This is a genomic window from Streptomyces similanensis (assembly GCF_039543625.1).
GTDB classification, from domain to species: Bacteria; Actinomycetota; Actinomycetes; order Streptomycetales; family Streptomycetaceae; genus Streptomyces; species Streptomyces similanensis.
Map to the genome: position 1 here is coordinate 1 of NZ_BAABKC010000007.1, position 26,251 is coordinate 26,251.

At 69.7% G+C, this 26,251-nt stretch carries 20 protein-coding genes, 1 pseudogene and 3 riboswitches; of the genes and pseudogenes, 9 read left to right on the forward strand and 12 right to left on the reverse strand.

What is annotated here, in order from left to right:
• Nucleotides 1-181 precede the first annotated feature (181 nt).
• Nucleotides 182-391, reverse strand: a riboswitch (cobalamin riboswitch).
• Nucleotides 392-873: 482 nt separating this feature from the next.
• Nucleotides 874-1,824, forward strand: coding sequence for a ferritin-like domain-containing protein (locus tag ABEB07_RS02340; RefSeq protein ID WP_345666772.1), 951 nt, complete (start codon nt 874-876; stop codon nt 1,822-1,824).
• A 32-nt stretch (nt 1,825-1,856) separates the two neighbouring features.
• Here ABEB07_RS02340 and ABEB07_RS02345 read toward each other — a convergent pair whose 3' ends face one another.
• The 7 genes from ABEB07_RS02345 to ABEB07_RS02375 all read right to left on the reverse strand — a co-directional run bounded on the left by ABEB07_RS02345 (nt 1,857) and on the right by ABEB07_RS02375 (nt 9,591).
• On the reverse strand, nt 1,857-3,005 hold the full coding sequence (locus ABEB07_RS02345; RefSeq protein ID WP_345666774.1) for a cytochrome P450: 1,149 nt from the start codon (nt 3,003-3,005) through the stop codon (nt 1,857-1,859).
• 47 nt (nt 3,006-3,052) lie between these two features.
• Nucleotides 3,053-3,907, reverse strand: a complete 855-nt coding sequence (locus ABEB07_RS02350; RefSeq protein WP_176146576.1) for a class I SAM-dependent methyltransferase — start codon at nt 3,905-3,907, stop codon at nt 3,053-3,055.
• A 122-nt stretch (nt 3,908-4,029) separates the two neighbouring features.
• Nucleotides 4,030-5,682, reverse strand: a complete 1,653-nt coding sequence (locus ABEB07_RS02355; RefSeq protein ID WP_345666777.1) for an AMP-binding protein — start codon at nt 5,680-5,682, stop codon at nt 4,030-4,032.
• Entirely contained in the window at nt 5,679-5,954 is a 276-nt protein-coding gene (locus ABEB07_RS02360; protein WP_345666778.1) for an acyl carrier protein, read from the reverse strand. Before ABEB07_RS02360 ends, ABEB07_RS02355 begins: the two co-directional genes overlap by 4 nt.
• Before the next feature lie 72 nt (nt 5,955-6,026).
• Nucleotides 6,027-7,235 (reverse strand): ferritin-like domain-containing protein, encoded by a 1,209-nt coding sequence (locus ABEB07_RS02365; protein ID WP_345666779.1) that lies wholly within the window; start codon nt 7,233-7,235, stop codon nt 6,027-6,029.
• Nucleotides 7,236-7,387: 152 nt separating this feature from the next.
• Nucleotides 7,388-8,395: a cytochrome P450 family protein gene (locus ABEB07_RS02370; RefSeq protein ID WP_345666780.1), complete on the reverse strand. Its 1,008-nt coding sequence runs from the start codon at nt 8,393-8,395 to the stop codon at nt 7,388-7,390.
• Between the two features lie 260 nt (nt 8,396-8,655).
• Nucleotides 8,656-9,591: an alpha/beta fold hydrolase gene (locus tag ABEB07_RS02375; protein ID WP_345666781.1), complete on the reverse strand. Its 936-nt coding sequence runs from the start codon at nt 9,589-9,591 to the stop codon at nt 8,656-8,658.
• A gap of 504 nt (nt 9,592-10,095) precedes the next feature.
• Here ABEB07_RS02375 and ABEB07_RS02380 point away from each other — a divergent pair.
• The 3 genes from ABEB07_RS02380 (at nt 10,096) to ABEB07_RS02390 (ending at nt 13,200) form a co-directional block, all read left to right on the forward strand.
• Nucleotides 10,096-10,617: a DinB family protein gene (locus ABEB07_RS02380; protein ID WP_345666841.1), complete on the forward strand. Its 522-nt coding sequence runs from the start codon at nt 10,096-10,098 to the stop codon at nt 10,615-10,617.
• 341 nt (nt 10,618-10,958) lie between these two features.
• Nucleotides 10,959-12,158 carry a hypothetical protein gene (locus ABEB07_RS02385; RefSeq protein WP_345666783.1) on the forward strand — a complete coding sequence of 400 codons (1,200 nt, stop codon included), beginning with the start codon at nt 10,959-10,961 and terminating at the stop codon, nt 12,156-12,158.
• A gap of 256 nt (nt 12,159-12,414) precedes the next feature.
• Nucleotides 12,415-13,200, forward strand: a complete 786-nt coding sequence (locus ABEB07_RS02390) for a class I SAM-dependent methyltransferase (protein ID WP_345666785.1) — start codon at nt 12,415-12,417, stop codon at nt 13,198-13,200.
• On the opposite strand, the pseudogene ABEB07_RS02395 reads toward ABEB07_RS02390, so the two are convergent.
• The 3 genes and pseudogenes from ABEB07_RS02395 to ABEB07_RS02405 form a co-directional block, all read right to left on the reverse strand.
• A pseudogene (locus ABEB07_RS02395) lies at nt 13,165-14,302 on the reverse strand (IS630 family transposase). The gene ABEB07_RS02390 and the pseudogene ABEB07_RS02395 sit on opposite strands and share 36 nt — an antisense overlap.
• A 1,246-nt stretch (nt 14,303-15,548) precedes the next feature.
• Complete coding sequence (locus ABEB07_RS02400; protein ID WP_345666786.1) at nt 15,549-16,430, reverse strand: alpha/beta fold hydrolase; 882 nt, start codon at nt 16,428-16,430, stop codon at nt 15,549-15,551.
• A 393-nt stretch (nt 16,431-16,823) separates the two neighbouring features.
• A complete protein-coding gene (locus ABEB07_RS02405) occupies nt 16,824-17,696 on the reverse strand; it encodes an aldo/keto reductase family oxidoreductase (protein WP_345666788.1) in 873 nt (290 codons plus the stop codon).
• 268 nt (nt 17,697-17,964) lie between these two features.
• Here ABEB07_RS02405 and ABEB07_RS02410 point away from each other — a divergent pair, with 268 nt between their 5' ends.
• Together ABEB07_RS02410 and ABEB07_RS02415 are read left to right on the forward strand one after the other, a co-directional pair.
• The gene (locus tag ABEB07_RS02410; protein WP_345666790.1) at nt 17,965-18,828 is read left to right on the forward strand and encodes a LysR family transcriptional regulator; all 864 of its coding nucleotides are present in this window, start codon (nt 17,965-17,967) and stop codon (nt 18,826-18,828) included.
• 208 nt (nt 18,829-19,036) lie between these two features.
• Nucleotides 19,037-19,687, forward strand: coding sequence for a maleylpyruvate isomerase N-terminal domain-containing protein (locus ABEB07_RS02415; protein WP_345666791.1), 651 nt, complete (start codon nt 19,037-19,039; stop codon nt 19,685-19,687).
• 134 nt (nt 19,688-19,821) lie between these two features.
• Here ABEB07_RS02415 and ABEB07_RS02420 read toward each other — a convergent pair whose 3' ends face one another.
• Nucleotides 19,822-22,005: an alpha/beta fold hydrolase gene (locus ABEB07_RS02420; protein WP_345666792.1), complete on the reverse strand. Its 2,184-nt coding sequence runs from the start codon at nt 22,003-22,005 to the stop codon at nt 19,822-19,824.
• 210 nt (nt 22,006-22,215) lie between these two features.
• Between ABEB07_RS02420 and ABEB07_RS02425 the strand changes: the two genes are divergently transcribed.
• The 3 genes from ABEB07_RS02425 to ABEB07_RS02435 all read left to right on the forward strand — a co-directional run bounded on the left by ABEB07_RS02425 (nt 22,216) and on the right by ABEB07_RS02435 (nt 25,117).
• Nucleotides 22,216-22,695, forward strand: coding sequence for a TetR/AcrR family transcriptional regulator (locus ABEB07_RS02425; RefSeq protein WP_217711098.1), 480 nt, complete (start codon nt 22,216-22,218; stop codon nt 22,693-22,695).
• Between the two features lie 207 nt (nt 22,696-22,902).
• Nucleotides 22,903-22,965: riboswitch (Fluoride riboswitch) on the forward strand.
• A 41-nt stretch (nt 22,966-23,006) separates the two neighbouring features.
• The gene (ettA, locus tag ABEB07_RS02430; RefSeq protein ID WP_345666842.1) at nt 23,007-24,674 is read left to right on the forward strand and encodes an energy-dependent translational throttle protein EttA; all 1,668 of its coding nucleotides are present in this window, start codon (nt 23,007-23,009) and stop codon (nt 24,672-24,674) included.
• A gap of 29 nt (nt 24,675-24,703) precedes the next feature.
• Nucleotides 24,704-25,117 carry a hypothetical protein gene (locus ABEB07_RS02435; RefSeq protein ID WP_345666793.1) on the forward strand — a complete coding sequence of 138 codons (414 nt, stop codon included), beginning with the start codon at nt 24,704-24,706 and terminating at the stop codon, nt 25,115-25,117.
• Nucleotides 25,118-25,173: 56 nt separating this feature from the next.
• Here the strand turns inward: ABEB07_RS02435 and ABEB07_RS02440 are convergent, their stop codons facing one another.
• On the reverse strand, nt 25,174-25,542 hold the full coding sequence (locus tag ABEB07_RS02440) for a hypothetical protein (RefSeq protein WP_176146587.1): 369 nt from the start codon (nt 25,540-25,542) through the stop codon (nt 25,174-25,176).
• Nucleotides 25,543-25,637: 95 nt separating this feature from the next.
• A riboswitch (Fluoride riboswitch) is annotated at nt 25,638-25,712 on the forward strand.
• Nucleotides 25,713-26,251 lie beyond the last annotated feature (539 nt).

The following is a 26,251-nucleotide window of genomic DNA, read 5'->3' on the forward strand; positions in this document are numbered from 1 at the left end:
TCATCAGCGTCTCCGACGGCACCTCCCGGGCCCGGTGACACCACCCCCCAGGTCATCCGTTCGACAGGGGGCAACAGTCATGCCGGGCCCGGAGGCCAGCGGCCCCATTGCGGAACCGCGGAAAACATAACGGGGCCCGGTGGGCAGGGTCATGCGGTCACGCTCCAGCACCTCGTGGATCACTTCGTGAAGTGCCGTGGCCGGTCTCCTGGCTTACGGGTGCGCGCGTGTCCGTCCCGGTCTTCCCGTCCGCCGGGCGGCGGACAGTGACCGTGCGCTGCTGGGACGGAGACTCCCCGATCACAGTGGCGAGGGCCGCTCCGGTCTGGGCCCCTCGATCAGTGAGCGGCCGTCACCGGTCTTCCCGAGCACCACGGCCCGGTCACGATAGGAGGCGGTGCTCATCGCTGCATAGCTGCGCAGCCGTGCAGGTGTGCAAGATCACAACCGCCTCCCCCGTCGCCCCGATCTTCATTTAGTCGGGGCTATTGGCCGCCTGGTTCCAGGTCGAGGACCGATGGCGTGGTGAGGCGTGTCGAGCACCTCAGGCGCCGCGGCGAGACCCGGCGGGGCTGCTAGCTTCGCCCACCTGATGCGAAGAAGATGCCGGGATCACCGGCAGGTGCGGAGGTGACGGTGGCGCAGACGAGTGGCTCTCCCGACAAGGCGGCCGGTGTTCCTGTCCGGCGTCGCAGCCTCCTGGCGTCGGCCGCGCTCGCGGCGGGCCCGTCGTTCCCGGTGGCCGCCTGCACCCACGGACCCGTGGATTCGGGGCCCGAACGGCACGCGTTGCCGCGACCCGGGACGGTGTCCCGCCTGGTCGCCGTTCCCGAAAGGAGCCGTGACGTCGACTGGCTCAGGTCGGCCCTTCACGTGGCCGTGGAGATCGAGTTCTCCACCATCCCGCCCTATCTGTGCGGCTGGTGGTCCATCGAGAACCGCAAGTGCGATGCCGCACGGCTGATCCGGCGCATCATCTCCGACGAGATGTACCACCTGGGAATCGTCTGCAATCTGCTGGTGGGTGTGGGAGGTCGGCCGCGGATCCTGGAGTCGGCGCCGGTCTACCCGGGTCCGCTTCCGGGCGGGGTGCATCCTGGGGTCAACGTGTACCTGTCGGGTCTGACCACGGCACTCGTGCGGGACGTGATGATGGCCATCGAGGCACCTGCCGCACCACTGACCGACAGCTCTCATGACCCCCTCAGCATCGGCCGCTTCTACGACGAACTGCTCAAGGCGTTCCGGACGGTCGCACCCGAGCTGTCCGCCGACCGGCAACTGCGCGAACGCATCGGCGACGACACACTGAGACCCGTCAAGACCCTGGCGGACGTAGAGCGCTCGATCGAGATCATCCAGGACCAGGGGGAGGGCACCTCCGCCTCCCCGGCCGACGGTCTGGGCGACGGACACCTGGCGCACTACTACGCCTTCGCGGAGATCTACCACGGCCGACGGCTGCTCGAGGTCGGCGGCAGGTGGCAGTTCACCGGAGCGCCGGTGCCCTTCCCCGACACGCGGCCCATGTCCATGGTCCCGGCGGGCGGCTGGGACCGGCCGCCCGCCGGCGCCCGACAGCTGCTGGACGACTTCGACCACACGTACACCGGGGTTCTGGAAGCACTCGACACGGCGTGGGCCGAAGGCGATCCCCGTAGTCTCAGGACGGCTGTACGTCGGATGCGCAGGCTGGAGACTCCTGCCGTGGGCCTGATGGAGATGCCCGTCCCCGGGACGAAGGAGACCTACGGCCCCCAGTTCCGGCCTCGCGGACGACCCACACGGCTCCACCCCTCGGGGGCCTCGCGCCCTGTGCTGTAGACCGGCGCCGGCAGGAACGCCGGGCGGCTCGGTCACCACTCGACGACCAGCCTCGACACACCGCGCGTCGCGAGGCCCTCCCGCCATACGACGGCCCCGTCCTCTGGGGCGAGTCGCAGCTCGGGGAAGCGCTGCCACAAGCGGGTCAGCGCGATCTTCATCTGGAGGAGAACCAGCGGCGCGCCCATGCACCGGTGGGCGCCGTGTCCGAAGGTGAGGTGTGCGGGTCGGCGGGCGTCGCTCTTCGCACCCGATGCGCCGAATACTTCGGCGTCATGGTTGCAGTGCAGCAACGAGACGATGACGGCCTCTCCTCGGCGCACCGTCGTCCCGCCCAGGACGAGGTCCTCGACGGCCACTCGGGGAAAGCTGATAGGTGTGGACGGCGTCGTGCGGAGCAGCTCCTCGACCGTCTCCTCAACAGATTGCCCGGCGAGCGCGTCACCGGTGAGCAATTCGAGTATGGCGAGGCTCAGTTGATGCGCGGTGGTCTCGTAACCGGCCATGAGAAGGGCCAGTCCGAGATTGACCAACTCGGTGCGGGACATCTCACCCGACTGCTCGACCCGCACCAGCGCGCTCAGGAGATCCTGCTCGGGCGCATCTCTCTTTCTCTCGATCAGTGAGGACATGTACTGGATCAGAGTCAGGATGTGGCGGCCTCTTCTGCGGATCCCCTGAGGCGTCATGTCGAACAGGGCAGTCACGGCGGCGTCGAAAACGGGCCGATCCGCGGCCGGCACGCCGAGCAGTGCGCTCAACGCGGCCATGGGAAGGGGCGAAGCATAACCGCTGACCAGGTCGGCGCCCGGCCCCGCAGCCTGTAGCTGATCCAGCAGTGCGTCGGCGGCTTCCTCGATCACCGCTGCCTGTGCGGTGGCTCGGGCGCTGGTGAATGCCGCTGCGGCGACCCGGCGCAGCCGGGCGTGGTCCGCGCCGTCCAGACTCATGATCGAGTTTGGTGAGAGGTCGACGGATCCCCATTTCGGAGCATCGGGGTGGGTGGCCGCGGCTCGGCTGAGACGTGTGTCGGCCAGCGCGGCGCGCCCCACGGCGTAGTCGGTGATCAGCCACATGTGATCACCGGTGGGCATCCGCACGCGTGTGACGGCCTCGCTTGACGGCGCTGCGAGGAAGGGCGGCAGCGGGCCGATCCGGTGGTGATGGAAAGTGCCGGACATGGTCGATGACTCCTGTTCGGAAAGGGCGGCCGCTCCGGCGCCTTCGGTTACTTCCCTGAGCTCATCCACGCCTGTGGTGTCAGCCGCGCGTGGGCGCCGAACTGCGTCGGTCCGTCGACCTGCGCTCCGCTGGACAGGACGAGGTCCCGGAGGCGCTGCGGCAGGGCGTCGTCGAAGCGGAGGTGGCCCGGCACTGTGACTTCGGCGTTGCGCAGCGGCGTCGCGATCTCGCGGCAGGTGGTGCTGAGCCAGTCGAGAACCGCGGGGTCCCCCGAGCGGCCCGCGACCGGCGTCCAGGTGGCCACCTCAGGCTGCCGGAGGCCGGCGTCGAGGAACGTCCGGGTGAGACGGGGGCCGAAGTCGGGGACGGCGCCGGTCGCCAGGAAGGGGCCGGGCCACAGCGCGTAGTACTCGTCCCACTCCGGCAGCGGCGGACGCGACGGCGACGTGTTGGTGAAGTCCATCTCGTGCATGACGACGATCCCGTCCGGTTTCAGCAGGGACGTCAGACGGCGCAGCGCGGACACCGGATCGGGCAGGTACATCAGGATGTACCGGCCGACCAGGACGTCGAACTTCTCCGGCCAGGTGAAGTCGGCGAGGTCCGCGGCTTCGTACCGCACCGAGTCCGCGAGACCCGCCTCCCGTGCCAGGATCCGCGCCTTGTGGACGCTTCCGGGGTCACGCTCGATTCCCACGACGTGTCCGCCGGGCCCGACCAGTCCGGCGGCCAGCAGGGAGACATATCCCAGTCCGGCGCCGATGTCGAGGACGCTCATCCCCGGACGTACCCCGGCCGACCGCAGGATGCGTTCGGTGAACGGCGAGATCGCCTCGTTCTGCAGGGTCAGCCTCTGGTGCTCGCTGTCGGAGTGACCGAGCAGGTATGCGTCGTGCGCCATGCGAGGCCTCCAGGGCCGGTGATGCGGGAGCCTCCCACGGCAGGTGGCCGGGGGCTCCGCGGTGTCTGCGGCACTGAGTGCCCTGTGGCGGACGCGCGGTGCGGTCCGGTGTTCCGGGTGCGTCACGTACCGGAGCGGGACATGCGCGTGTCCGACGGGGGCGGGCGGCGCAGCGCCTTGCCGCTGGAGGTGCGTGCGATCCCGCCCCGCCGCACGAACTCGATCGTGTCGGGTGTGATGCCCAGCTCGGCCACGACACGTGCGCGGATGCGTTGCGTCGTGGCGCGACGGCTCGCCTCGTCGTGCCGCGTCGTCTCGACGACGAGCCCGAGCCGGCCTCCCTCGTCGCTCCAGATCTGCTCGGCCACGACGCCGTGGACGGGGAGGCCGGGTGTGTCCCGCACGACCGCCTCGATGTCGCTCGCCCAGTGGTTCGCGCCGAAGACGATGATCACCTCTTTCGTGCGGCCCACGATGTACAGCTCGCCGTCGTGCCACAGGCCCAGGTCACCGGTCGCCACCCAGCCGTCCGGAAGGAGGACGCGACGGCTCTCCTCGGGGTGGTGGTCGTACCCGGTGCTCGTGACGGACGCACCCCGGACCTCGACGGCACCGACCGTGCCGGGCGCGGCCGGTTCGCCGCTCGCGGTGGTGAGTCGGACCTCGGTACTCCGCACCGGCGTTCCCACACTGACCAGTTCGCGGCATGGCCCGGCGCCGGAGGGCGCCGGTACGTAACGGCCCCGGTTCAGTTCGTCCCGTTCGGCGCGCAGCACCTTGGCCGGGCGGCCGAGGGGAGGGAAGGCGACCGCCAGGGTCGCCTCCGCCAGTCCGTAGGCCGGCAGGAAGACGTTCTCGGACAGTCCGGCGGGTGCGAAGCGCTCGGTGAAGGCGTCCTGAAGCCGCCGGTCGACCGGCTCGGCGCCGTTCACCGCGATGCGCCAGCGGGAGAGATCGAGGCCGTCCTGCGGTGCCGCGTCGCGCCGCAGGACGTAGCGGTAGCCGGAGTCGGGAGCCATGGTGAAGGTCGCTCCCAGCCGCCCCATGGCCCGGATCCAGTCCCCCGGCCCGCGCAGGTAGTCCTCGGGCGTCAGCAGATGGATGTCGACGTCGTGCAGCAGCGGTGTCAGGAAGGAACCGATCAGGCCCATGTCGTGGAAGAGGGGCAGCCAGGTGCAGCCGACGTCGGTCCTGGTCAGCTGTGTGCCGTGGGCGATGGCCGCCACCCCGGCCGCCACGTTGCCGTGGCTGAGCACGACGCCCCGCGGCTCGTTGCTCGTGCCCGATGTGTACTGGACGACGGCCGGGTCCGACGCCGTCCGCGCGACATGGGCCGCGGACGGCTCGGCCACCTCCGGCACCAGGAGGACGTCGACCGGGCGGGCGCCGTCGGACAGTCCCGGACCGAGCAGCGGGAGCACGGCCGGGGCCGTCAGCACGGTCCGTACCCGAGAGCGGCGCAGGGCGGCGGAGGTGCGCCGGAGGTAGGCGTCGGACGATCCGAAGGGCGCGGGACCGGGCAGCGGCACCGCGACCGCGCCCGCCGCCAGCACACCGAAGAAGGCGCGCGCGAAGTCCACCGACGTCGGCAGGACGAGGGCGACCCGTTCGCCGGGTCGCACCCCGCGCGACAGCAGCCCGGCGGCCACCCGCCCTGCCTCGGCGTAGAGGTCGCTGTAGGACAGTGCGTCACCGTCCTGGCCCCGGCGCAGCACGTGCATGCCCCGTCCGGAGCCTTGTGCGGCGACGCGGCCGAGCGCGGCGAACAGGGTCACGACAGCGGTTCCGCGCCGGTCTCCGCCATCACCTTGGTGATCGCGGCCGCGAACTCCCGCACGGTGCTCGTCTCGAAGACGATGCGGTCCTCCACCTCGATGTCGTAGTGCTGCTCGATCTCCAGCACGATCTGCAGCGCGTGGATCGAGTCGAAGCGCGGCAGGGAGCGCAGATCGGTGTCCACGTCCACCTCCTCGACCCCGATGCGCAGTTGCTCGGCGACGAACCGGCGGACGGTCTGTTCGATGTCGGTGACGCTCGCCTGTGGCATGGCGTGGTGATGTCCTGTTCTGTGGGGCCGCCGCGTCGGGGCGCGGTGGGAGGCGGACTTCGGGGCTGATGGTCAGCGAGCGCCGGGCCGACGGGCCAGGGCGCGCAGCTTGGCTTTGATGTCGTGCGGGGTCTCCAACGAGTCGTCGTCCGCCAGGAGCCGGACGATCGACATCACCTTGGCATCCGCGGCATCCACCGAGTCGTGCTGGATGGTCTCGATACGGCGGATGCCGGCCGTGGAGGTGGAGTGCGGATAGAACATGCCCGCCGGGTGCTTGACGCCGTTGCCGCGGTCCGCGAGCCAGATGTAGGCCATGCGCAGCGCGGCGGTCCGATGGGCGGGGTCGCTGTCGCACAGTTCCCGCATGAAGACGGAGAACGCGCGGCAGTGCCGGGCCTCGTCGCGGGCCAGGAGCCGCCAGATCTTGCGGATCACCGGCTCGGATATGTGGGCCGCGAGCGCCTTGTAGAGGGCGGACGCCCGTGACTCCGAGATCACGTTCATCATGAGGGTGGCGGAGCGCACGTCGCCCTGCGGATACGGCTCTCGTTTGTAGAGCGCGTGCTTCGAACGGAGTTTGACCCCGATCCGGTCCAGGTAGCGGGCCTGGACGAGTGAGTGCCGGGATTCCTCCGCACCCCATTGCAGTGCCCAGGAGGAGAAGCTGACCTCTCCCTCCCATTCCCGCAGGAAGTTGTGGGCGCCGGGCAGGGTGCCGAACTCGATGACGGCCGCCTCGGTGAGGAAGTCCACGGTCCGTTCGTCGAGCATGCCGTGCTCGACGCGGTCCAGGTCGATTTCGGTCCAGTCCCAGCGCGTCGTCTCGAACCAGTCGAAGATCTTGTTGAACGTCATGTCGAGGTAGTAGTCGGTGTAGAGGTCGTCCGTCATCAGCGCGCGGTGCGCCCGCAGGGCCAGTTCGACCGAGGTGGTGAGCCCTTCGGGCGCCACCGCGGCGGGCCGCACGATGTCCTCGACGTCCAGTGCTTCGGCCCAGCCGGGAAACGGGCCTGCCGTTTCGGGCCCGACGACGTACACCCGGGTCCGGTTGAACCTCGGGTGCGACCGCAGCGCCCGGACGGCGGGCAGCGGCTCGGCATCCGCGCCGATCCACACCGCCGCGAGCTCGGCCGACGGTTCGAACTCGTGCAGGTAGCGCTGCCAGTCGGCGTGTGCCGGCCGGTCCACGGTGACGTCGCCGAAGGCGGGGACGGTGAGCCGTTCCGCAGGGGAGGCGGCGGTGGTGGGTGCCAGCAGGGCGATGGTGGGCGGGGGCACGGAGGGCGTCCTCTCTGTCGGTCTGCGCAGGCCGTCGGCGAGCACCTTGCCGCGTGGTGTGTGTGGCACGGTTCCGTGGACGTATGTGCCGCGGCGTCAGCGCGGCTCGCGCGGTGCGTTGGCACGGCTCCGTGGACGTGCGTGCCGCGGCGTCAGCGCGGCCTGGGTCCCGCGGCGGGGCCGAGGAGTACGGGCAGCGCCTCGACGCTGTTGCTGACGAACGAGGGCACGGGCCGCACGGTCCACGTGTCGGCGGGGGCCAGTCGCGCGTCGGGGAACCGGGTGAAGAATCCGGCCAGCGCCGTCTCCAGCTGGAGACGGGCCAGGTGGATCCCGATGCAGAAGTGCGGGCCGTGCCCGAAGCCGAGGTGGCCGGCCTGCCGCCGGCGGATGTCGAAGAGGTCCGCGTCCGGCCCGTGGTGCTCCGGATCCCGGCCCGCCGAGCCGAAGGACGCGAGGATGGCTTCTCCCCGGTGGATCGTCTGGCCGGCGATGACGACGTCCTCGGTCGGATAGCGCATCGGGAACTGGTTCACCGCGCCGTTCCAGCGCATCGTCTCCTCGACCACCGCACTCCAGGGAACCTCCCCGGCGCGGGCGGACGCGAGTTGCTCGGGGTGGGTGAGCAGCGCGTGGCAGGCGTTGACGAGTACGTTGATGACGCTCTGATGGCCGGCGAAGAACATCAGCAGGATCATGCCGTGCAGTTCGCTGTCGGTGAGCCGGTCGTCTCCGTCTCGGCGTGCTGTGAGCAGGACGCTGATGAGGTCGTCCCTGGGGACGTCGCGGCGTTCCGCGACGATCTCCCGGAGCAGCGCTTCGATCTGTCCGTCGATCTCCTGGACCTGTTCGGGGGTGTTGTTCGTACGGGTCTGCATGCCGGTGAGCACGTGCAGCAACCGCCGCTTGCGCTGCGGGACCCCCAACAGGTCCGAGATGACGGTGGTGGGGATGGGGTAGGCGAACGCCTTGCGGAAGTCCACCGGCCGGTCCTCCGGCCGTGTGGCGAGCTGGTCGAGGAGCCCGTCGACGAGGCGTTCCACGCCCGGGCGCATAGCTTCCACCCGTGCTGGGGTCAGTGCCTGGTCGACCAGTCCGCGCAACCGCCGGTGATCCGCGCCGTGCGCGTTGATGACGCTGTCGGTCGCGACGAAGCCCATCAGCGGCCATCCGTCCGGCACTTCGCCGCGGGCCGCTGCCCCCCAGTGCGTGATTCCTTTGGCGACCCTGGGATCCGTCAGTACTCGGCGCAGGTCTTCATGATGCGGAATCGCCCATGCCCGCACACCGCCGGGGAGTTGGACCGGCACGGCTCTCCCCGCCGCCCGTAGGCGGGCGTTCTCCGCGTGCTGATCCGAGCCGTTGACGTCCAGCGCGTACGGGCATCGGGACGCCTGCCTCGCGCTTTGCTCAGTCGACCTCACTTCATCTCCACATCGGGAAGGACGGCGTGCCGGAACGACTCGTCCGCCAGGAAGCGCACCACGTCGGCACCGAATTCTTCATACATTTGAAACAGAAACCCGTGCCCGGCGCCGGGGTAAATCTTCAGCAATGAATGAGGCATGTGTGACGCCAAGATGCCGCTCTTTTCAGCAGCGACCATGATGTCGAGTTCGCCGTGTGCCACGAAGGTGGGTTGCGTGATTTCCGCGAGCTCCCCGGCGGCCAGCGGATCACGTGCACCCCACGCCTCCGCGGCTTCCAACTGGGCCTGCCAGGCGGCTTCGGTGACGCTGCCGTCAGGGCCCACCCGGCTTCGGGACAGGCGGCGGATGTACTCGATTCCGTGCGCCCGGCCGGCCGCGGTCGGCGGGAAGAACAGGTGGATGATGTCCTTGGGGCTGATCAGCTTTCTGCTGATGATCGACCGTACCCGGCCTCCTGCGGCGTCGTCCTCGCCGAATCCGCGAGGCGCGGTGCCGGCGAGTATCAGGCGGCGTACCAGGTCCGGCCGGGCGCGCGCCAGCGCCTGCGCCACATAGCCACCCAGCGAGAACCCGAGCACATCGGCGCTGCCCAGTCCCAGGGACGCCATGAATTCAGCGATTCCCTCCGCCATGGCCTCGACCGTGCTGGGGGTCGTTCCTTCGGACAGGCCGATGCCGCGGTTGTCCGCGACGATCACGGTACGGTCTGCCGCCAGCCTCTTGAGCAGGGCCGGATCCCACATGTCGATGCCGGCCCGGAAATGCGACAGGAGCAGCAGTGGCGGATCCCCCTTCTCACTGCCGAATCGGACGTAGGCATAACGACAGCCGTCAGGGGAACGGACAAAGCGCTTGTCCATGAAAAGACCTTCGTTCGAGCCCGAAGAATGCCCAGCCAGCAGCCGCGGCACGGTCGAAAAGATCACGGCTCATCGAGGCAGTCACTGCTGACGCGAACGGCAGACCCATGGAAAGGTATATCCGCAATGCGATGGACAAGAGCCGTCCCGTGCCCCCTCTCGCACGTTGCGTCGTCATTTGGGTCAGATTCAGCGGTCCGCGTCATGAGATTACCCCGCGTTCCACTTGTCACAGAATCCGGAACCGACTATGCACCTATTACTATAACGCGAGCACCTCGTGAGTGATCAGATCGTAGCCGCGCTCTTCTTTTAATGTCAACCATCATCGTCGGCCAGCGGAGAGGAGCAATTCGAGTTTCGGCGGCAGCGGCCGCGGGAAGTATCGAATAATTACCCGGTTCCGGTCGTCACCGGCGGAGCGGACCTTCTCGCGACACGCCCCTGGAGCGGAAGGTGAGGCCAGTGACTGCTCGCCTCACGCTTCCGCCGGTCTTCGGTCGAGTGCGTGTCCCGGATACTGGGACAACTCCCTGCGTGGCGGCAGAAGTTCGGGGATCCTGGGTGACCATGACCGAAGACGCGAGCGGTACCACGCCGAGCAGTGAGGTAAGGGCGCTTCTTCGGGCCCTGGACGGACAACGACGCCACGTTCTCGGCATCCTTGACGGCCTCGACCCGAAGGATCTCCGGCGGCCCGTGCTGCCATCCGGATGGCACTGCCTGGGGCTGGTCCAGCACCTGGCACTCGATGTGGAACGGTTCTGGTTCCGCGCGGTCGTCGCCGGGAACGAGGAAGTCATCCACGATCTGACAAGCGGCGACGAAGCGTGGAAGGTGGCTCCGGAAGTACCGGCCGTCGACGTGCTCGACCGATACCGGCGGGAGGCGGAACGCGCCGATGCCGTCATCACCGCCACCCCTGCCGATGCCGCACTGGCCTGGTGGCCCCACGACCTGTTCGGCGAACCGCACCTGCACACCCTGCGCGACGTCCTGCTGCACGTCATCACCGAGACCGCCTGCCACGCCGGCCACCTCGACGCTGTCCGAGAGATGATCGACGGCCGCCGGTGGCTTGTCCTGACCTGAACATCACCGGTCCGGCTCCGCGCTCCTCGTGTCGGGTTTCATGCCGCGGCAGTGGACTGAGCACGGACCGGCCGGGGCGGAGCCCTGCCGCCTCCGGCACGTCGGGAACCGCAGGGCTCCGTGACAATTCCGTTCGTACGGCGGGCGATTTCCGCGACCAAACGGTCCACCATTTGCCCACAGCGCGCATTTCCGGTCAGTTGACGGCAGTTTGTCGCAAGTCAGGGTGGACCGATGAGAACCTGAGCATCATCACCCCACTCGCCGTCGAAAGGGGACCGGTGGCCGGGCACGGCCATGTGCCCGGGCCGGGAGCGGCGGCGCCGAAGCAAGGGGGATCCGTGGACAAGACCCAGGCCAAGGACGCGGCAGACGAACTCGCGCGAGCCAGCGCCGCCTTCGCCTTACACCTCACCCGCGCCAAGACGATCATCGACGACCCCGACAAGCTGAACCAGGGGTTCTACGGCGTCTGTGCCATGACGGCCGCCGTGCGTACCCTCCTGCTGCACGACCGGGCCCGTTTCATCGAGCTGCTCCGCGCGGTGTTCGATCCCGGCAATCCCGGATTCCGCGGGCTCGCCGCCGACTCCGCCGCGTTGCTGGACCACCGTCTCGCCCAGGCCGACGCCAAGAAGAAGCGGTTCCTGACGGCGGGGCGGACGTACGTGGAGCTGTACGACCTGGACTTCATTCTGTCCCGCGCGCTCGGCAAGCTGATCAAGGTCGCGGACCCGGCCGTCTACCGGAACCAGTGCGCGTTCTCCGAGCGCATCACCAAGATGTTCAACGTCAAGGGCGAGTGGATCGAGCTGTTCCGCCTGCCCGGCACCCATACCGCGACACTCGGCGCCGGAGTCATCGACGAGGCCCTGCGCCGCGACCTCGCCTACAAGAGCGTGCCCATGCTCGTCGCCTGCGGCTTCGAACTGGACCTGGCCGCCAGCAAGGTCACCACCGTCATGGCGGGCAGCGAGTGGCAGATCAGTCACCCGCTGCCCGACGGCACGCCCCGCACCGTCTCGGTGGTCCAGGACGGGAGCACCCCTGGCGAGGAACTGCTCGTCCGCTACCGCCTGGGCGGCCCGCTGCGCGGCGACGGCGACCTCGGCCTCGACCGGGACGGCCTGGAGTTCCTCATGCGACAGGTGGTCCGGGCGTCTGCGGTCTCCTCCTCCATCCGCGAGAGCGCGGTCGCGGTCACCGAGGCCAACACGGCGTTCGGCGCCGGCGCCGGGAGCTTCGTCTACGCGATGATCAACGGCAGCCGGCGTTTCATGCAGGCGGCGGGGGCCGCGCGTCGCAACGCCCCGGCCACCGACCCCGCGTTCGACTTCAGCACTCCCGCCCCGCCCGGCTCGGACGTGTGGGGCAGGGCCCACCCGGTGTGCACCCACGTCGTCGACGTCACCGGCCCGATCCGCGAGGAGGGCGACGTGTACGTGCTGCCGGTCTGGACGTGGGCGACCCGCTTCGAGGCCCGTATCCCACGCAAGCTCATGGGCGAGTACGTCTACGGCTACGTGTACGGCCGCATCTAGGCCGCATCAGACAACGTTCGCCCTGTAGCACCGCTGGAAAACTCGTCAAAATAGTGTCCTCGCCGGAGCCCTGGAAGGTCCCATCCTGGCTCCTGATGGGTGGCTGAGCGGTCGCAGGGTCCGGGTCTGGAGTGGGTTGTTTGCCAGTGCCCTCCGGGGTTCGCAGCAGCCCGTTCCAGTCGTCGCCATACCCCGCCCGACCTGGTCTTTTATCATCCTCGCTCCTATCGTCGACTCTGGTCGAAAGGGGGGCCGGATGGACCGGACCGTACGCACCGTCGAGGACGTTCTCGCGCTCTTGGACGGGCTCTTCTCATCTGAATGCGAGGCCGGCCGCTTGGCGACGGGTGACGGCAAGGACTTCTGGGATCGCTTCTACACCGACCGGTCAAGGCCGGTCCCGTTCTTCGTGTCGAAGCCGGACGAGAACCTGGCCGCCTACCTCGACCAGGGGCTGATCGCTCCTGGCCGGGCCCTGGACCTGGGGTGCGGAGCAGGCCGCAATGCCCTGTACCTCGCCTCGCGCGGCTTCGAGGTGGACGCCGTCGACCTGTCCCCGGTGGCCGTCGCCTGGGCCGAGGACCGGGCTCACGAGGCCGGAGTCGACGTCCGCTTCCTGTGCGGTGACGCTTTCGCCCTCCCTGCCGCCGAGTTGAGCGGTCCGTACGACCTGGTCGTCGACTCAGGGTGCTTCCACCACCTGCCGCCCCACCGCCGGGTCAGCTACCTGGCCCTTCTCGATCGTGTCCTGGCCCCCGGCGGCCATCTCGCGCTCACCAGCTTCGCCGCGGGCGAGCAGGGCATGGGGTCGGATCTCGCCGACGCGGACCTCTACCGCCGGCGCGATCTGCAGGGTGGCCTGGCCTACACGCCCGAATCACTGCGCTGGATCTTCTCCGACCTTGTGGAGGTGCAACTGCGCCGTATGCGGGAGGAGCCTCCCGAGTCAACATTGTTCGGCGTGACCTTCCTGTGGACCGCGTTGTTCCGTCGGAGTGCGGCTGCCTCAGGCGACGTTCGCCCTGTTCACGACTTCGCGTAGTCGCTCGTCCTGGGCGGCGTGCTTGTTCCGCCAGCTGATGTAGTGGCGGATCATGCTGCCCTGCTCCTTGTGGCCGGCGTGGTCGGTGCCGTCGAGGGCGAAGTAGCGCAGGGCGGTGAACTGGGCCTCGATCCGGTTCAGCCAGGAGAAGTTAGTCGGGTTGTAGGCAATCTCGACGTTGTTCGCCTCGGCCCAGTCCGCGACCCGGCGGCACCGCTTCCTGGTGAGGTGCGGCGAGTAGTTGTCACACACGATCGCGATGTGCTTCCCGACGGGGTGCAGGGAGCGCGGGTAGCGGCAGAACTCCAGGAACTTGGAGCGGTTCTCATTCTTCTTGATGTGGCCGTACAACTGATCTTTGCCCAGGTCGTAGGCGGCGAACAGGTGCTGGACACCGTGCGGGCGGGTGTAGGTCGCACGGCGTCGGGGCCGTGGCTCGCGATCGGGGTCCTTGTGCTTGCCGCCGTGCTCGGCCCACTGGCGTCCGAGGTGGGGCTGGAGGTTGAGCGGGCCGAACTCGACCATGTAGACGATGACTTCGGGCTCGCCTTCCTCGGGGACGACCTCGCCGTCGGCGATCGCGTAGAGGTGCTCGACTCGGGTCTTCTTCGGGGCGTAGTCGTGGTCGTTCGAGGACTTCCAAGTCTTCACGCGTTGAAAGGAGACGCCCTCCTCGCGGAGCAGGATCCGAAGGCCCTCGTGGCTGATGTCGTCGACCACCCCCTGGGCGACCAGGAATGCGGCCAACTTGACCAGCCTCCAGGTCGAGAAGGGCAGGCCGTGCTCGGCCGGCTTGGACTTGGCGATCTTCTTGATCTCGCGACGCTCGGGCAGCGTGAACGTCCTGGGATGCCCGCCCTTGTACTTCGGGGTAGAGCGAGTCGAAGCCGTCGGCATTGAAGTTGTGCACGATGTCGCGGACGCGGTCCGGGCTGGTGAACGTCACCGTCGTGATCTTGTCGACGGGCATGCCTTGTGCGGCCAGCAGGACCATCTGGGCCCACCGCCAGGTCACCACGGACCCCCTGCCCCGGCGGATGATCCGCAGCAGCCTCTGACCCTCATCGTCGTTGATCTCCCGCACCCGAACACGTTTAGCCACCAAGACAGCATGGCCGACGCGCGCCGTCCCGACCCGTAGCCGGACGGCGCGTCACAACGAGGCGCACGCTGTCTGATGCGGCACTAGGAACCCGCGCCGCCAGGCCGCTCCGGTCAGCCGGCCGCCAGGAGGGCGGAGGACACCGGAGAGGCGTCCCGGTCGACACCGTGGCGCTGCACCACGCCGGGGTTGTGACGGAGCTGCGGTTGCCGACTGGTCGACCGTTCCGCCCGCCGTGCGGATCGGTTGCTCAACACTTCGACACAGAGCGGAACTTGCAGGCACGGACGCGCTGGGACCGACGGGGGTGCAGGCAAGTGCGCGACCTTGCCGGCTTCCCGGGTGCGCCGGGCCTGAGGGATGACGCTTCCGCTCACACCCGCACGAAGTGCCGCACGGCCTTCTCGCCATCCGTCGGCTGCTCCGGCTCAACCCACTGCTTGTCCGGCCCAGAAGGCCGGCCGCCGCTGCCCGGAGCTGATGCACCGGTGCCGCGCCGGCCCCGGGATACCTGTCGGCGGCGTGGCCACCGGCGCCGCTGGTCGCACAGCGCCCAGTCGGCGAACAGGACGACGGAGGGGAACGAGTGGCCGGTCGCGGGCCGGGCAGGGTGCGCCGCGGCGCGAGGGCATGCCATACCGTCGGGCCGTCCGGCAGTGCGGTGGAGCGGCGGCGGTGAGGCGGAACACTCGGAGCTCCGTCCGGGCCAGGACAGTGAGCACGACGGGGACATCGGCGCTCCGGGCGGCCGGGGCGGCCTGCGCGTGGCGGTGCGGCACGGACGCGTGGCCGTCGGTGCCGGTGTCCTCGGCGGCGGCCGGCTGGACGGCGGCTTCGAGCGGGCCGACCGCAGCGGCCGGCTCCAGAAGTTCCTCCTCTTTCACGGTGCCGGGACGCCGGAGCGACGGGCAGGTGCCCGACGCGGTGACTGGCACGGTCACGGGCCGCCGGTCGGCATTGAATGCCCGTCGGCACTTCAAGGAGAATTCACCCGCACTCAGCCAGGCGCCGGCCTTCGACCGCCTCGCCCCTCGCCGGCTTCGTCCCAAGGCCCGACTCCACAGCTATCACCCTGACTCGAAGCGGCCCCGCGACCCATGGATCGCCGGGCTCCAGCGCACCCGTGAACCGCTGATGGTTCGGCGCCAGCGCCGTCACCGGCAGCCCTTCCTGCCAGGGAGGAGCAGCGATGAAGGGACCACGTCCGGTGTTGGGATACGGCTCCTGAAGCTGTGGGTGCACCCGCTCAGCCGGTGTGGGCCACCACGGCATCGATGATCTCGGGCCACAGTTCGCGTGGTCGGTCATGGCCCATGCCGGGGATCAGCAGGAGTTCGGCCCCGGGCACCAGGTCCGCGGTACGCCTCCCGCCGCTGGGGTCGATCAGCGTGTCATCCAGCCCATGAATCACCAGCGTCGGCACCCGCAGTTCGCGCAGTTGGTCCGCGCGTGATCCACTGAGGATCATCGCGCCGAGCTGTCGGGCGATGCCTGCGGGGTAGTACGAGCGGTCGTACTGGGCCTCGGCCAGTTCGCGCAACACCCCGGCGTCTCCGTAGCGCTTAGAGGCCCACACCAGCTCCTTCTCCGCCGCCGCGACATACCCCTCGCGGTGCGCGGGCCTCGGACTGAACAGCACCGCCTGGGCCTCTGGGCTGGGCTGGCCGTATTCCCTCTCGCCGGTCGAGGACATCATCGACGTCAAGGTCAACACCCGCTCAGGATAGGAGAGGGCCATCGTCTGGGCGATCATTCCGCCCATCGAGGAACCGACCACGTGTGCGCGTTCGAGACCCAGCGCGGTGAGCAGGCCGAGGCCGTCGTCGGCCATGTCGAGCAGCCGGTAAGGAACCATCGCGTGGGCGGCGGGGATGTCACCCGAGCTCACGGTGGCCATAAGGTTCCCCATGTCCACGGGATGACTGTCGAACTTGGTGGACAGCCCGCAGTCGCGGTTGTCGTACCGGATCACGTAACGGCCGCGATCCGCCAGCGCCCGGCAGAAGTCCTCGTGCCAGGCGAGCAGCTGCGCGCCGAAGCCCATCACGAGCAGGACAGGAGGGTCCCCAGGGTCGCCGAAGCTCTCGTACGCGATGGAGACTCCGGGAGACACTTCAACGATCGGCATACGTGGAGCCTGCCACGGCCGACCATAAAACACACCCAGAATTCGGCCTGCGACCTGCGCATCCACCTCCCGGTCCGCCCGTGATCCGCCGGACGGGCTCCGACGTGCAGGGTCACTCCAGGCGTAGCGGAGTGCCGGGGCCGCCCGGAGTGCCGCGGCGTCCCGTCAGCGCCAGGCGCTTCGAGGCTGGTCCCCTCAGCACGGGTGCCGCGGTCCCGTTCGTCGCTCGGGTGCCGCGGTCCCGTTCGTCGCCAGTGAGGCGCCGGCTCCGCCATGACACCCCCGCCGGCCGCCTTGTGCTGCTCCCCCGCACTGCCTGAACGACGCGGGAGACGCCATGCGCCCCATCACCAGGCCCCTCGCCCTGGTCCGGCCTTGTTCGAACGGGAGACCCTAGCGGCCGACCCTGTCCAACTCTGCCAGCACCTCCTCCGGCAGCGGAAGTCCCGCTCCGGCGGCGTTCTCGCGCAAGTGCGCCACCGACGAAGTGCCGGGGATGAGAAGGATGTTGGGCGAGCGCCGGAGGAGCCAGGCCAGGGCTACCGACATCGGCGTCGCGTCGAGCCGGGCGGCCACGCTGGACAGTTCCGTGGACTGCACCGGGCTGAAACCCCCCAGCGGGAAGAACGGCACGTAGGCGATGTTCTTGGCGGCGAGGTCGTCGATCAGGTCGTCGTCCTGGCGGTAGGCCAGGTTGTACATGTTCTGCACGCATACGATCGGTGCGATGCGCTGCGCCTCGTCGACCTGGTCCGCGGTCGCGTTGCTCACTCCGAGGTGCCGGATCAGGCCCTGCTGCTGGAGTTCGGCGAGGGTTTCGAAGGGCTCGGCCAGGGAGCCGGGCAGGGGACCCTGGGCGTTGCCGAGCCGGAGGTTGACCAGGTCAAGGGCGTCGAGGCCAAGATCCTCAAGGTTCTCGTGGACGGCCCGGCGCAGGTCGTCGGGCCGGCGGGCCGGGGGCCAGCCGCCCCGCTCGTCGCGGACGGCGCCGACCTTGGTCACGATGTGCAGGGCGTCGGGATAGGGGTGCAGTGCTTCACGGATCAGCCGGTTGGTGATGCGTGGTCCGTACGCACCGGCGTTGTCGATGTGGGTGATTCCGAGGCGGACGGCCTCGCGCAGGACGGCGAGCGCGCCGTCGTGGTCGGCGGGCGGTCCCATGACCCCGGGGCCGGCGAGCTGCATGGCCCCGTAGCCGAAGCGTGTGACGGTCAGGTCGCCGAGGGTCCAGGTGCCGCCGGGCAAGGAGGCGGAGGGCGTGTTCATGGAGGTGTCTGTCCTTTGCCGGGTGAGAGTCTGGGGAGGGCTGGGACGTCAGGTGACGCGGTCTTCTTCGTGGGGAGGCCGACCGACCCGCGCACGGAGAGAGGCGCCGATCGCAGGCTGCCTGACCCGTGCACGGACGGACGCGGCGATCGGCACCGGCTTCACCTCGTCCCTCGGCGTCGATGGTCGCCCGCGGGTGCCGGGTGCGGCCAATACCGGCCCGGTGACCTGTGATACCCGGGAGGTATCACAGGCGTACGCTACGGCGGTGGACACCTTGGAGACCCGTGAGCTGAGGTACTTCGTCACCGTTGCCGAGGAACTGCACTTCGGCCGCGCCGCCGAGCGCCTCGGGATGGCCCAGCCTCCCCTGTCGCGGGCGATCCAGCAGCTGGAGCGGCGTCTGGGCGTACGTCTGCTGGAGCGTGACCGCCGCGGCGTCACCCTGACCGGCGCCGGCGAGGTGCTGCTGCACGAGGGCCGCGCGGCGCTCGACGCGGCCACCGCCGCTGTCCGTCGCACCCGGCGGGCGGGCGGCGCGGACGGACCCGGCGGTCCCCGCGACCGTTTGGTGCTCGCGGTGAAGGCCGGCGCGTCTCACGAGCTGCTGCACAAGCTTCTGGACGCCTACGCCGCCGTCCCCGAAGCCGCCGAGATCGAGGTGGCGCCCAGCGGCACGTGCGAGCAGGGGGAGATGCTGCGCGACGGCCGCGCCGACGTGGCCCTCATGCACACGCCGTTCAACTCCCTCGCCGGGTTCGACAGCGAGGAGCTGATGACCGAGGGGCAGATCGCGATCCTGCCGGCCGGGCACCCGCTCGCCGCGCGCGGGACGCTCACCCTGGCCGAGGTCACCGGCATCCCCGAGCTCCCGCTCGCCCGTTGGGCCCGAGACGGCGCGTACCCGCCCGGGCCCGGCCCCGAGATCCGCGACCAGACGCAGCTGGCCCAGCTGATCGCCCTCGGCCGTACCGTGGCCGTGTTCCCCGACTCGGCACGTTCCTGGCTCTGGGCCGAACACACCGCCGTCCCGCTGACGGACGCGCCGCCCGTGGTCACCCACATCGCCTGGCCGGCACACAGCCGCTCCCTCGCCCTGGCGGACCTGATCCGCACGGCCGCACGGCTGTGAGCTCACTCCCGCGCACACGGTGGGTTTCGGAGCGGGACGGTTGGGCGACTGCCCGTCCGCCGGACGGGGGTGCTGCGGCTGGTGATGCCCCGTCAGGATGTGCAGCTGCCCGATGAGTTGCGCTGTGACCGCGGACCTTCGCCGGGTTGCTGGGCCGGTGATCAAGAATGGAGGGGTCGCTCCTCTGCGGGCGAGGTACGGTCCCGCCATGTCCCGATCAGCCGATAGCTCCCACTCCCCCGTCACCGCGGACGACCTCGACCATGCCGTGCAACTCGCGGTGTCAGTCCTTCGCGAGGCGCCCTCAGCCGCGTGGGAGGGCAAGGCCGGTTCGCTGGAATGGGACTGCTGGGAAACCGTCGAGCACCTCAGCGACGACCTCTTCGCCTACGCTGCGCAACTGGGCCCGAGAACACCGCCCTTGGCCGGTGAGGTGCCCTTCGTATGGAAGAGCCGACGGCCCGGCGGCCCGGCCAACGCCATTCACGCGAACCGCGAGGCGGGGCCCGCCGGCCTGCTACAGGTTCTGGAAGCGAGCGGCGCGCTGCTGGTCGCCATGGTGCGCACGACGCCGCCGCGGACCCGCGCCCACCACGTCTTCGGCGTCTCGGACCCCGAGGGCTTCGCCGCGATGGGGATCGTGGAGACCCTGGTGCACACGCACGACCTGACACAAGGACTCGGCCTCGCCTGGAACCCGCCCGCCGATCTCTGCTCCCGGGTGCTCGTCCGGCTGTTTCCGGACGCACCGTCGCCCACGGATCCCTGGCTGACTCTCTTGTGGGCCACCGGACGCGCGGAGCTACCCGGGCACCCTCGTCTCACCACATGGCGCTGGGACGGCACACCCCGGCCATAGGCTCGGGCTCCTCCGCCGCGAAGAGAGGTCAGGCCGGGGCCGCGGGTCCCTGCTTCTCTGCAAGTCCCGCGCCGTCCGGCAGGATGACGCCGCTCTGGCGGAGCTTCGAGCCGGGCGGGTCCACATCCCGCCGCTCATCGAAGATTCTTGGAGCGGAGCCAGGTGCGGATGGCTTCGATGTGTCGCTCCTTGCTCTCCAGCGGCAGCCAGTGTCCTGCGGGCAGCCGCACCACGGTGAGATCCGCGCAGGCCGCGCGCATCGGGTCGCCCTGGCGGTTTCCCGAGATGTTGCAGATCGCGTCCCACTCGCCGTTGACGAACAGCACCGGCTGCGTCAGGCGCCCGCCGTCGGGTGCTTTGCCCGCGTAAGCGATGTTGGCGTCGTCGTTGGTGTACCACGCGGAGGGAGGACGAAAGCCGTGAGTCGCGAAGGCCTGCACCAGGACGTCGAAGTCCGCCGGCGGCCAGAGAGCCGGGTGGGCCGGCGTCGGCGGTGCGTGGTGCGCGGCGCCGACGCGTCCGCCGTCGCGTGTGACCGTGGCCGTCGGTGAGATGGCGCCGATCGCGGCGGGACTGGCCGGTTGGTAGACCGACGCCAGCGTTGCCGCCGGAGCCGCGTCAAGGTCGGCGACCGCCGCTTCGAAGTGTGTCGTGTAGTAGCGGTAGTAGTCCCACTGTCCGTCCGGATACCGGTCGGCCGGGTAGAGCCGACGGTCGACCAGGGGTATGAGCGTGGCCAGGCTGTTGGCGGTGGGGTAGTACGCCCACGAGGTCAACACGACGCCGCGGCACCGCTCCGGCTCGTGTGCGGCCACTGCTCCCGCCACGACGCTGCCCCAGTCGTGGCCGATCCAGACCGCGGTCCTGCCCCCGAGATGGTCGTGGAGCTCCGTCAGGTCCCTCACGGCCTCCTCGACGGTGTAGGCGTCGGTCTCCGCCGGGGCGGAGGATTCGCCGTACCCGCGCAGATCGGGCGCGACGCAGTGCCACCCGTCGGCGGCGAACGCCTCCATCTGGGCCCGCCACAACAACCCGATGCCCGGCCACCCGTGGAGGAAGAACATCAGCGGCCCATCGGCCGGTCCGCACTCCAGGTAGTGCGTGGTGTGGCGGGGCGTGCCGAAGTCGCGCGGGACCAACGGCGGTGCCGTATCGCGCCGAACATCGCCCTCGCCAGCCCGTCGACGCGCGTGGGCGGTCCCGGCAACGAGAGCGAACAGAACCAGTGCGATGTCCAGGGCTCCATAGACGACGGCCGTCGGCTTGAGCCCGAACCGCTCGACAGCGAGCCCGGCGGCGAGCGCGGGCACGCTGAAGGCGAGATAGCTGACGATGTACATCGTCGCGAACACCTGGCCCCGTCGGGCGATCGGCGCCGCCTCACCGAGGGCGTGGACGGCGAACCGGAACGTCGCCCCGAACCCGAACCCCGCGATCAGCGACCCGACGACGTAGAGCGGCAGTACACCCGCCGTCATGGCCGCGACGGTGACCAGGACGCCGATGGCGAGGGGTCCGAGACCGAACCATGGGAGGTGTCGTGGCGAAGCGGAGGCCGACGCGACAGTGCCGGCCGTCCCCGCGACGAAGAAGACGCCGAGGATGACGCCCGTGACGAAGTGGCTGTGCACGTGGAGGACGGTGGTGAGGATCGACGATCCGAGCGAGAGGTACAAGCCGCCAAGGGCCCACGTCGCGCTGATCGACGGCAGCAGTGCGATGAAGACCGGCCGTGTGGCCCGCGGGAGTTGAGCGCTGGGCAGCAGTGACCGCCACACCGGCTCCCGGGTTGGCGAGTCGGATCGCGTTTCCTCGGGAACCAGCCAGACGAGTGCCGCGAGCACCAGGTACACGACGGCGAGGATCCAGAAGACGAGTTGGCGGGGCTGGGGCGCGAACTCCACCAAGGTGCCGGCGAGGACAGCGCCGATCGCTATCCCCAAGGAAGGGACCGAGCTGCTGATGGTCGAGCCGAGCCGGGGGTTCGGCGCGGACTCCATGATCAGGGCCGTGGTGGCGCCGGCGGCTGTCCCCACGGCAAGCCCCTGCACGATGCGCGCGGCCATCAGGCCGCCGACGCCCGTGGCGACGGCGAAGAGCAGCATGCCCAGGGCGAGCAGCACCAAGGCGCCGCAGGCTACAGGCCGACGGCCCACCCGGTCGGAGATCGATCCGACGGTCAGCAGGGCGGCGAGCAGGGCGAAGACGTAGACGGCGAAAACGACCGTCAAGGTGAACGTGGAGAGGCCCCACAGGCGCTGATAGACCGGGTAGAGGGGGGACGGCGCCGATGCGGCGGTGAGCGTGGCCGCGCCCACGGCCCCGGCCAGGAAGAACGAAACGGAACGGTTGAGCACGCGACCTCCATGGAAAGGCAATGATCTTTGCTTTTACCCGGGCGGCCCATCATAGTAGAAGCAAAGTTCTTTGCGTATGCTGGTGACGTGTCCCACCATGCAGCCGCCAGACGCCCCGGAGGGCGGAGCAGTCGAGTACTGACCGCGATCTACACCTCGGTCGGTGAACTCGTGGGCGAGGGCGCCGAAAAGATCACGTTTCCCGTGGTCGCCGAGCGAGCCGGGGTCAACCCGACGACGCTCTACCGGCGCTGGGACAGCGTCCACGCCCTCCTTGAGGAAGTCGCTGTCGCCGCCTTGACCCGGGACGGTGAGTCAGCACCCGACACCGGATCCCTCCAGCAGGATCTGACCGAGTGGGCGCAGGTCATCGCCCGCGACATCACACGTCCCCACCGGGCCCGATACCTGCGCGCGATGGTGTCGGCCCGCACCGAGATCGTCGCGAGTTGCCCGGTCACGGAGAAACGGCGCGAGCAGGCGTCGGAGGTGGTGAGCCGGGCCCGCGAACGCGGTGAGAAGACGCCGAGCGTCCCGCAGATCCTCGACCATGTCATCGCGCCTCTGTACCACCACGTCGTGTTCGCCTTGCCTGTCGACCGCGAGTACACGCGACGTCTGGTCCGCGATGTGCTGGCCATGGCTGAGTGACAGGCTGTCCCGCACCTGCCGGATGCGCTGCTGGACCCGCACCGCGGCGTGCGCCGGAGCGGAGCCGTTGGCCGGCCGGCGGATCGATCACCCGTGCGGACGATCTCGGCGGGGTCCAGCGCCGTACGGCGAACGCCCCTCCAGACGCCCCTCCCGGGCACCTCGGCGCCTCGCTGGCGGGAGGGCCCCGCACGGGTGCACCCTGGAAACTGGATGGGTGATGAGGCTCGCCCTTGACCGCACAGCCGTGCTGATGGCCTCTGTGAGCGACCAGCCGCCACCGGCGGCCCGGCACGGAGGCGTCGCGGATGATGTACGTCTACACGATGCGCAAGGCCCGCATGGCCCACGGCGACAAGGTCGTCCTTGACGATGTCACCCTCGCCCTTCGCCCCGGCGCCAAGATCGGCGTGGTCGGCCCGAACGGTATGGGCAAGTCCACCGTCCTGCGCGTCATGGCCGGTCTGGAACGGCCCACGGACGGTGACGCCTTCGCGGCGCCCGGCACCAGCGTGGGCATCCTGGAGCAGGAGCCACGGCTGGACGACGCGGCGACGGTGGCCGACAACGTCGAGCAGGGCGTTGTCGGGGTGCGCGGGTTGCTGCACCACTATGCGGAGGTCACCGCGCTCCTCGGGGATGCCGACGGCGAGGAGACGCGGCGCCTGCTCGATGAACTCGGCGGCCTGCAGGAGTCCCTCGACCACGCCGGCGCGTGGGACGTGGACGCCCGTCTGGAGCAGGCGATGGACGCCCTGCGCTGTCCTCCGCCCGACACGCCCGTGCGGGACCTGTCGGGCGGTGAGCGGCGCCGGGTGGCGCTGTGCCGGCTGCTGCTGTCCCAGCCCGATCTGCTGCTGCTGGACGAGCCCACCAACCACTTGGACGCCGAATCCGTGCAGTGGCTGGAACAGCATCTGGCCGCGTACCCGGGCACAGTCGTGGCCGTCACCCACGACCGGTACTTCCTGGACAACGTCGCCCAGTGGATCCTGGAGATCGACCGCGGCCACGCCTACCCCTACGAGGGCGACTACTCCACCTACCTGGCGACCAAGGCCGCCCGCCTGCGCGTGGAGGGCCGCAAGGACGCCAAGCGGGCCAAGCACCTGGCCGAGGAACTGGCGTGGGTGCGCTCCGGTGCCAAGGGACGGCAGAACAAGTCCAAGGCACGTCTGGCCCGGTACGAGGAACTGGCCGCCGAGGCCGCCCGGACGCGGAAGCTGGATTTCGAGGAGATCCAGATCCCGCCCGGTCCACGCCTGGGCGGCCTGGTGCTGGAGGCCGCCGGTGTGATCAAGGGATACGGGGACCGGCTCCTGATGGAGAACCTGTCCTTCTCCCTGCCACGCGGCGGCATCGTCGGCGTCGTCGGTCCCAACGGCGTCGGCAAGACCACCCTCTTCCGCATGATCGTCGGCGAGGAGCAGCCGGACGCGGGCGCCCTGCGGCTCGGGGAGACGGTGAAGATCTCGTACGTCGACCAGAACCGCGCCCGTCTTGATCCCGACAGGTCGGTGTGGGAGGTCGTCTCCGGCGGCTTGGATCATCTGCTCGTCGGTGATGCGGAGATGCCCTCGCGCGCCTATGTGGCGACATTCGGCTTCAAAGGCGCCGACCAGCAGAAACCTGTCGGCGTGCTGTCGGGCGGCGAGCGCAACCGGTTGAACCTGGCCCTCACCCTCGAACAGGGCGGCAACCTCCTGCTTCTGGATGAGCCGACCAACGACCTGGACGTGGAAACGCTCGCGTCGCTGGAGAACGCGCTGTTCGGGTTTCCCGGCTGCGCGGTGATCACCGCGCACGACCGGTGGTTCCTGGACCGGGTCGCCACCCACATCCTGGCGTGGGAAGGCGGTGCCGACTGGTTCTGGTTCGAGGGCGACTTCGCCGGCTACGAAGCGAACAAGCTCCAGCGGCTGGGGTCGGACGCCGCCCGACCACACCGGATCACCCACCGCCGCCTGGTGCGCGGCTGACCGTTTCGACCGCTGAGGATGTCGTTGCGATGACCGATCTCGATCACGAGGCGGCGGCGGCCGTCAGCGCGGCCCAGCTCACCGTCGTCAACGCCAAATGGCACATCTGCGAGGAGCAAGCCCTGCGGCGGCTGGCCGGTGTGTCCGGTCTGGCCTGCACCCCGCTCTTTCCCGGACACCTGGTCATCCAGGTCGTCGCCTGCGACGGAAGGCCGCTGGGCCGAATCCGCCGCCATCAAGAGGGCCGCACGGTGCGCTGGGTGGCGGTGCCCGCCGGCACCGCACAGGAGATCGGCGCCTGTCGCACCGCTCACCGCGCCGCCCGCGTTCTGGCTCGTCACCGTGGGCGGCACTCCCTGCGGGTCACCGACAGCCCCGCACCCGTCGAGACACCCTCCCGCGACGGTCTCCCGGCAGACCTACGCGGCGAACACGGGACGTGAACAGAGTCGGCCGCCGACGGCTGAGCCACGGCAGCCGACAAATATGTGACGCTCCGTCAGCCCACGGATCCTTGCTCCTCTCCATCGACCACGGCGCGGGACGGCTGTTCGCCGGTCGTCGCCGGTCCGGGAACGTGAACAGCGGTGCGGGCCGGTGTGTGGAAGACCAGCCCGTACAGGTCGGCGTCGTAGCTGGTCGGTTCGGGCGCGCCCGCGACCGATCGGTGGGTGCGGCGGCCGTCGGGGGTGCGCTCGGCCCGGAGGAACACGGTGCCGACCCGGTGCGCGAGCGACGCGTACAGGCCGCGGGACAGTTCGTGGAGGTGGCCGACGCACACGGCCTTCACCCCCGCCTCGGTCAGGGCGCGCAGGATCTGCCGGCTGATCTCCGCGCCCTCCCGCTCGTCGGTAGCGGTGAGCCCCATCACCGGCTGAACACAGTGCCCGTCGCCGGGCGCGCGTGCGTGGTGACGCGCGATCACGTCGGAGGTCCTTGACCGTGACCGTTTATGCCTGTTCACTCGTTCTCGGCGATGGACCCCGCCTGGACCTATGGTCCGAACCGCCCGCCTGGGCTGATGGTTCCTGACAAGTGTCGGGAGCGCATGCCTCGGGAGGTGTCCAGGGTGACAGTGTCATCGCCGCTCTCCGATCTCCACGTCGCACGCACACCGCCGCGCGGCCGGTTCGGCCCGCTCGCTCCCGGTCGGAATGGAGCGCCGCGATGAACTGCTTCGACTGTCGAGATCTGTCTCCCGCCGAGACGACGGCCGCTGTAGGGGTCTGCCGCGGTTGCGGCGCGGGCATCTGCTACCGGCACGCGCACTCCGGACCTCACCTGCTTCACCGGCTGGCGGGAACCGGCCTGGCGTCCAGACCGCGGGCAGCACGGCGACTGCTGTGCGGAACCTGCGCACAAGCGGAGCGCAGCGGATGACCGGACGAAGCCCGCTCCCCGCCGTGACCGGACGGATGCCCACGGCGGCTCCCGTGGCGCCCCGAATCCTGCCCTTCCTGCGGGTCCCTCCGAGGTGATCACCCGTGTTCCTCGGGCGCAGCAAGGGCACGGCAGGGGGTGCGTCGACCAGCAGGACGGCGCACCCCCCGGCCAACAAGGCGGCAAGAGCGTCCCGG

What these genes read in the sequence shown, in the direction of transcription:
- ABEB07_RS02345 (WP_345666774.1), bottom strand. Translation starts at nt 3,005, where the DNA reads ATGTCCGGCACTTTCCATCACCACCGGATCGGCCCGCTGCCGCCCTTC.
- ABEB07_RS02360 (WP_345666778.1), bottom strand. Translation starts at nt 5,954, where the DNA reads ATGCCACAGGCGAGCGTCACCGACATCGAACAGACCGTCCGCCGGTTC.
- ABEB07_RS02390 (WP_345666785.1), top strand. Translation starts at nt 12,415, where the DNA reads ATGGACCGGACCGTACGCACCGTCGAGGACGTTCTCGCGCTCTTGGAC.
- ABEB07_RS02415 (WP_345666791.1), top strand. Translation starts at nt 19,037, where the DNA reads ATGTCCCGATCAGCCGATAGCTCCCACTCCCCCGTCACCGCGGACGAC.
- ettA (WP_345666842.1), top strand. Translation starts at nt 23,007, where the DNA reads ATGTACGTCTACACGATGCGCAAGGCCCGCATGGCCCACGGCGACAAG.
- ABEB07_RS02350 (WP_176146576.1), bottom strand. Translation starts at nt 3,907, where the DNA reads ATGGCGCACGACGCATACCTGCTCGGTCACTCCGACAGCGAGCACCAG.
- ABEB07_RS02400 (WP_345666786.1), bottom strand. Translation starts at nt 16,430, where the DNA reads ATGCCGATCGTTGAAGTGTCTCCCGGAGTCTCCATCGCGTACGAGAGC.
- ABEB07_RS02380 (WP_345666841.1), top strand. Translation starts at nt 10,096, where the DNA reads ATGACCGAAGACGCGAGCGGTACCACGCCGAGCAGTGAGGTAAGGGCG.
- ABEB07_RS02370 (WP_345666780.1), bottom strand. Translation starts at nt 8,395, where the DNA reads ATGGGCTTCGTCGCGACCGACAGCGTCATCAACGCGCACGGCGCGGAT.
- ABEB07_RS02440 (WP_176146587.1), bottom strand. Translation starts at nt 25,542, where the DNA reads ATGGGGCTCACCGCTACCGACGAGCGGGAGGGCGCGGAGATCAGCCGG.
- ABEB07_RS02405 (WP_345666788.1), bottom strand. Translation starts at nt 17,696, where the DNA reads ATGAACACGCCCTCCGCCTCCTTGCCCGGCGGCACCTGGACCCTCGGC.
- ABEB07_RS02435 (WP_345666793.1), top strand. Translation starts at nt 24,704, where the DNA reads ATGACCGATCTCGATCACGAGGCGGCGGCGGCCGTCAGCGCGGCCCAG.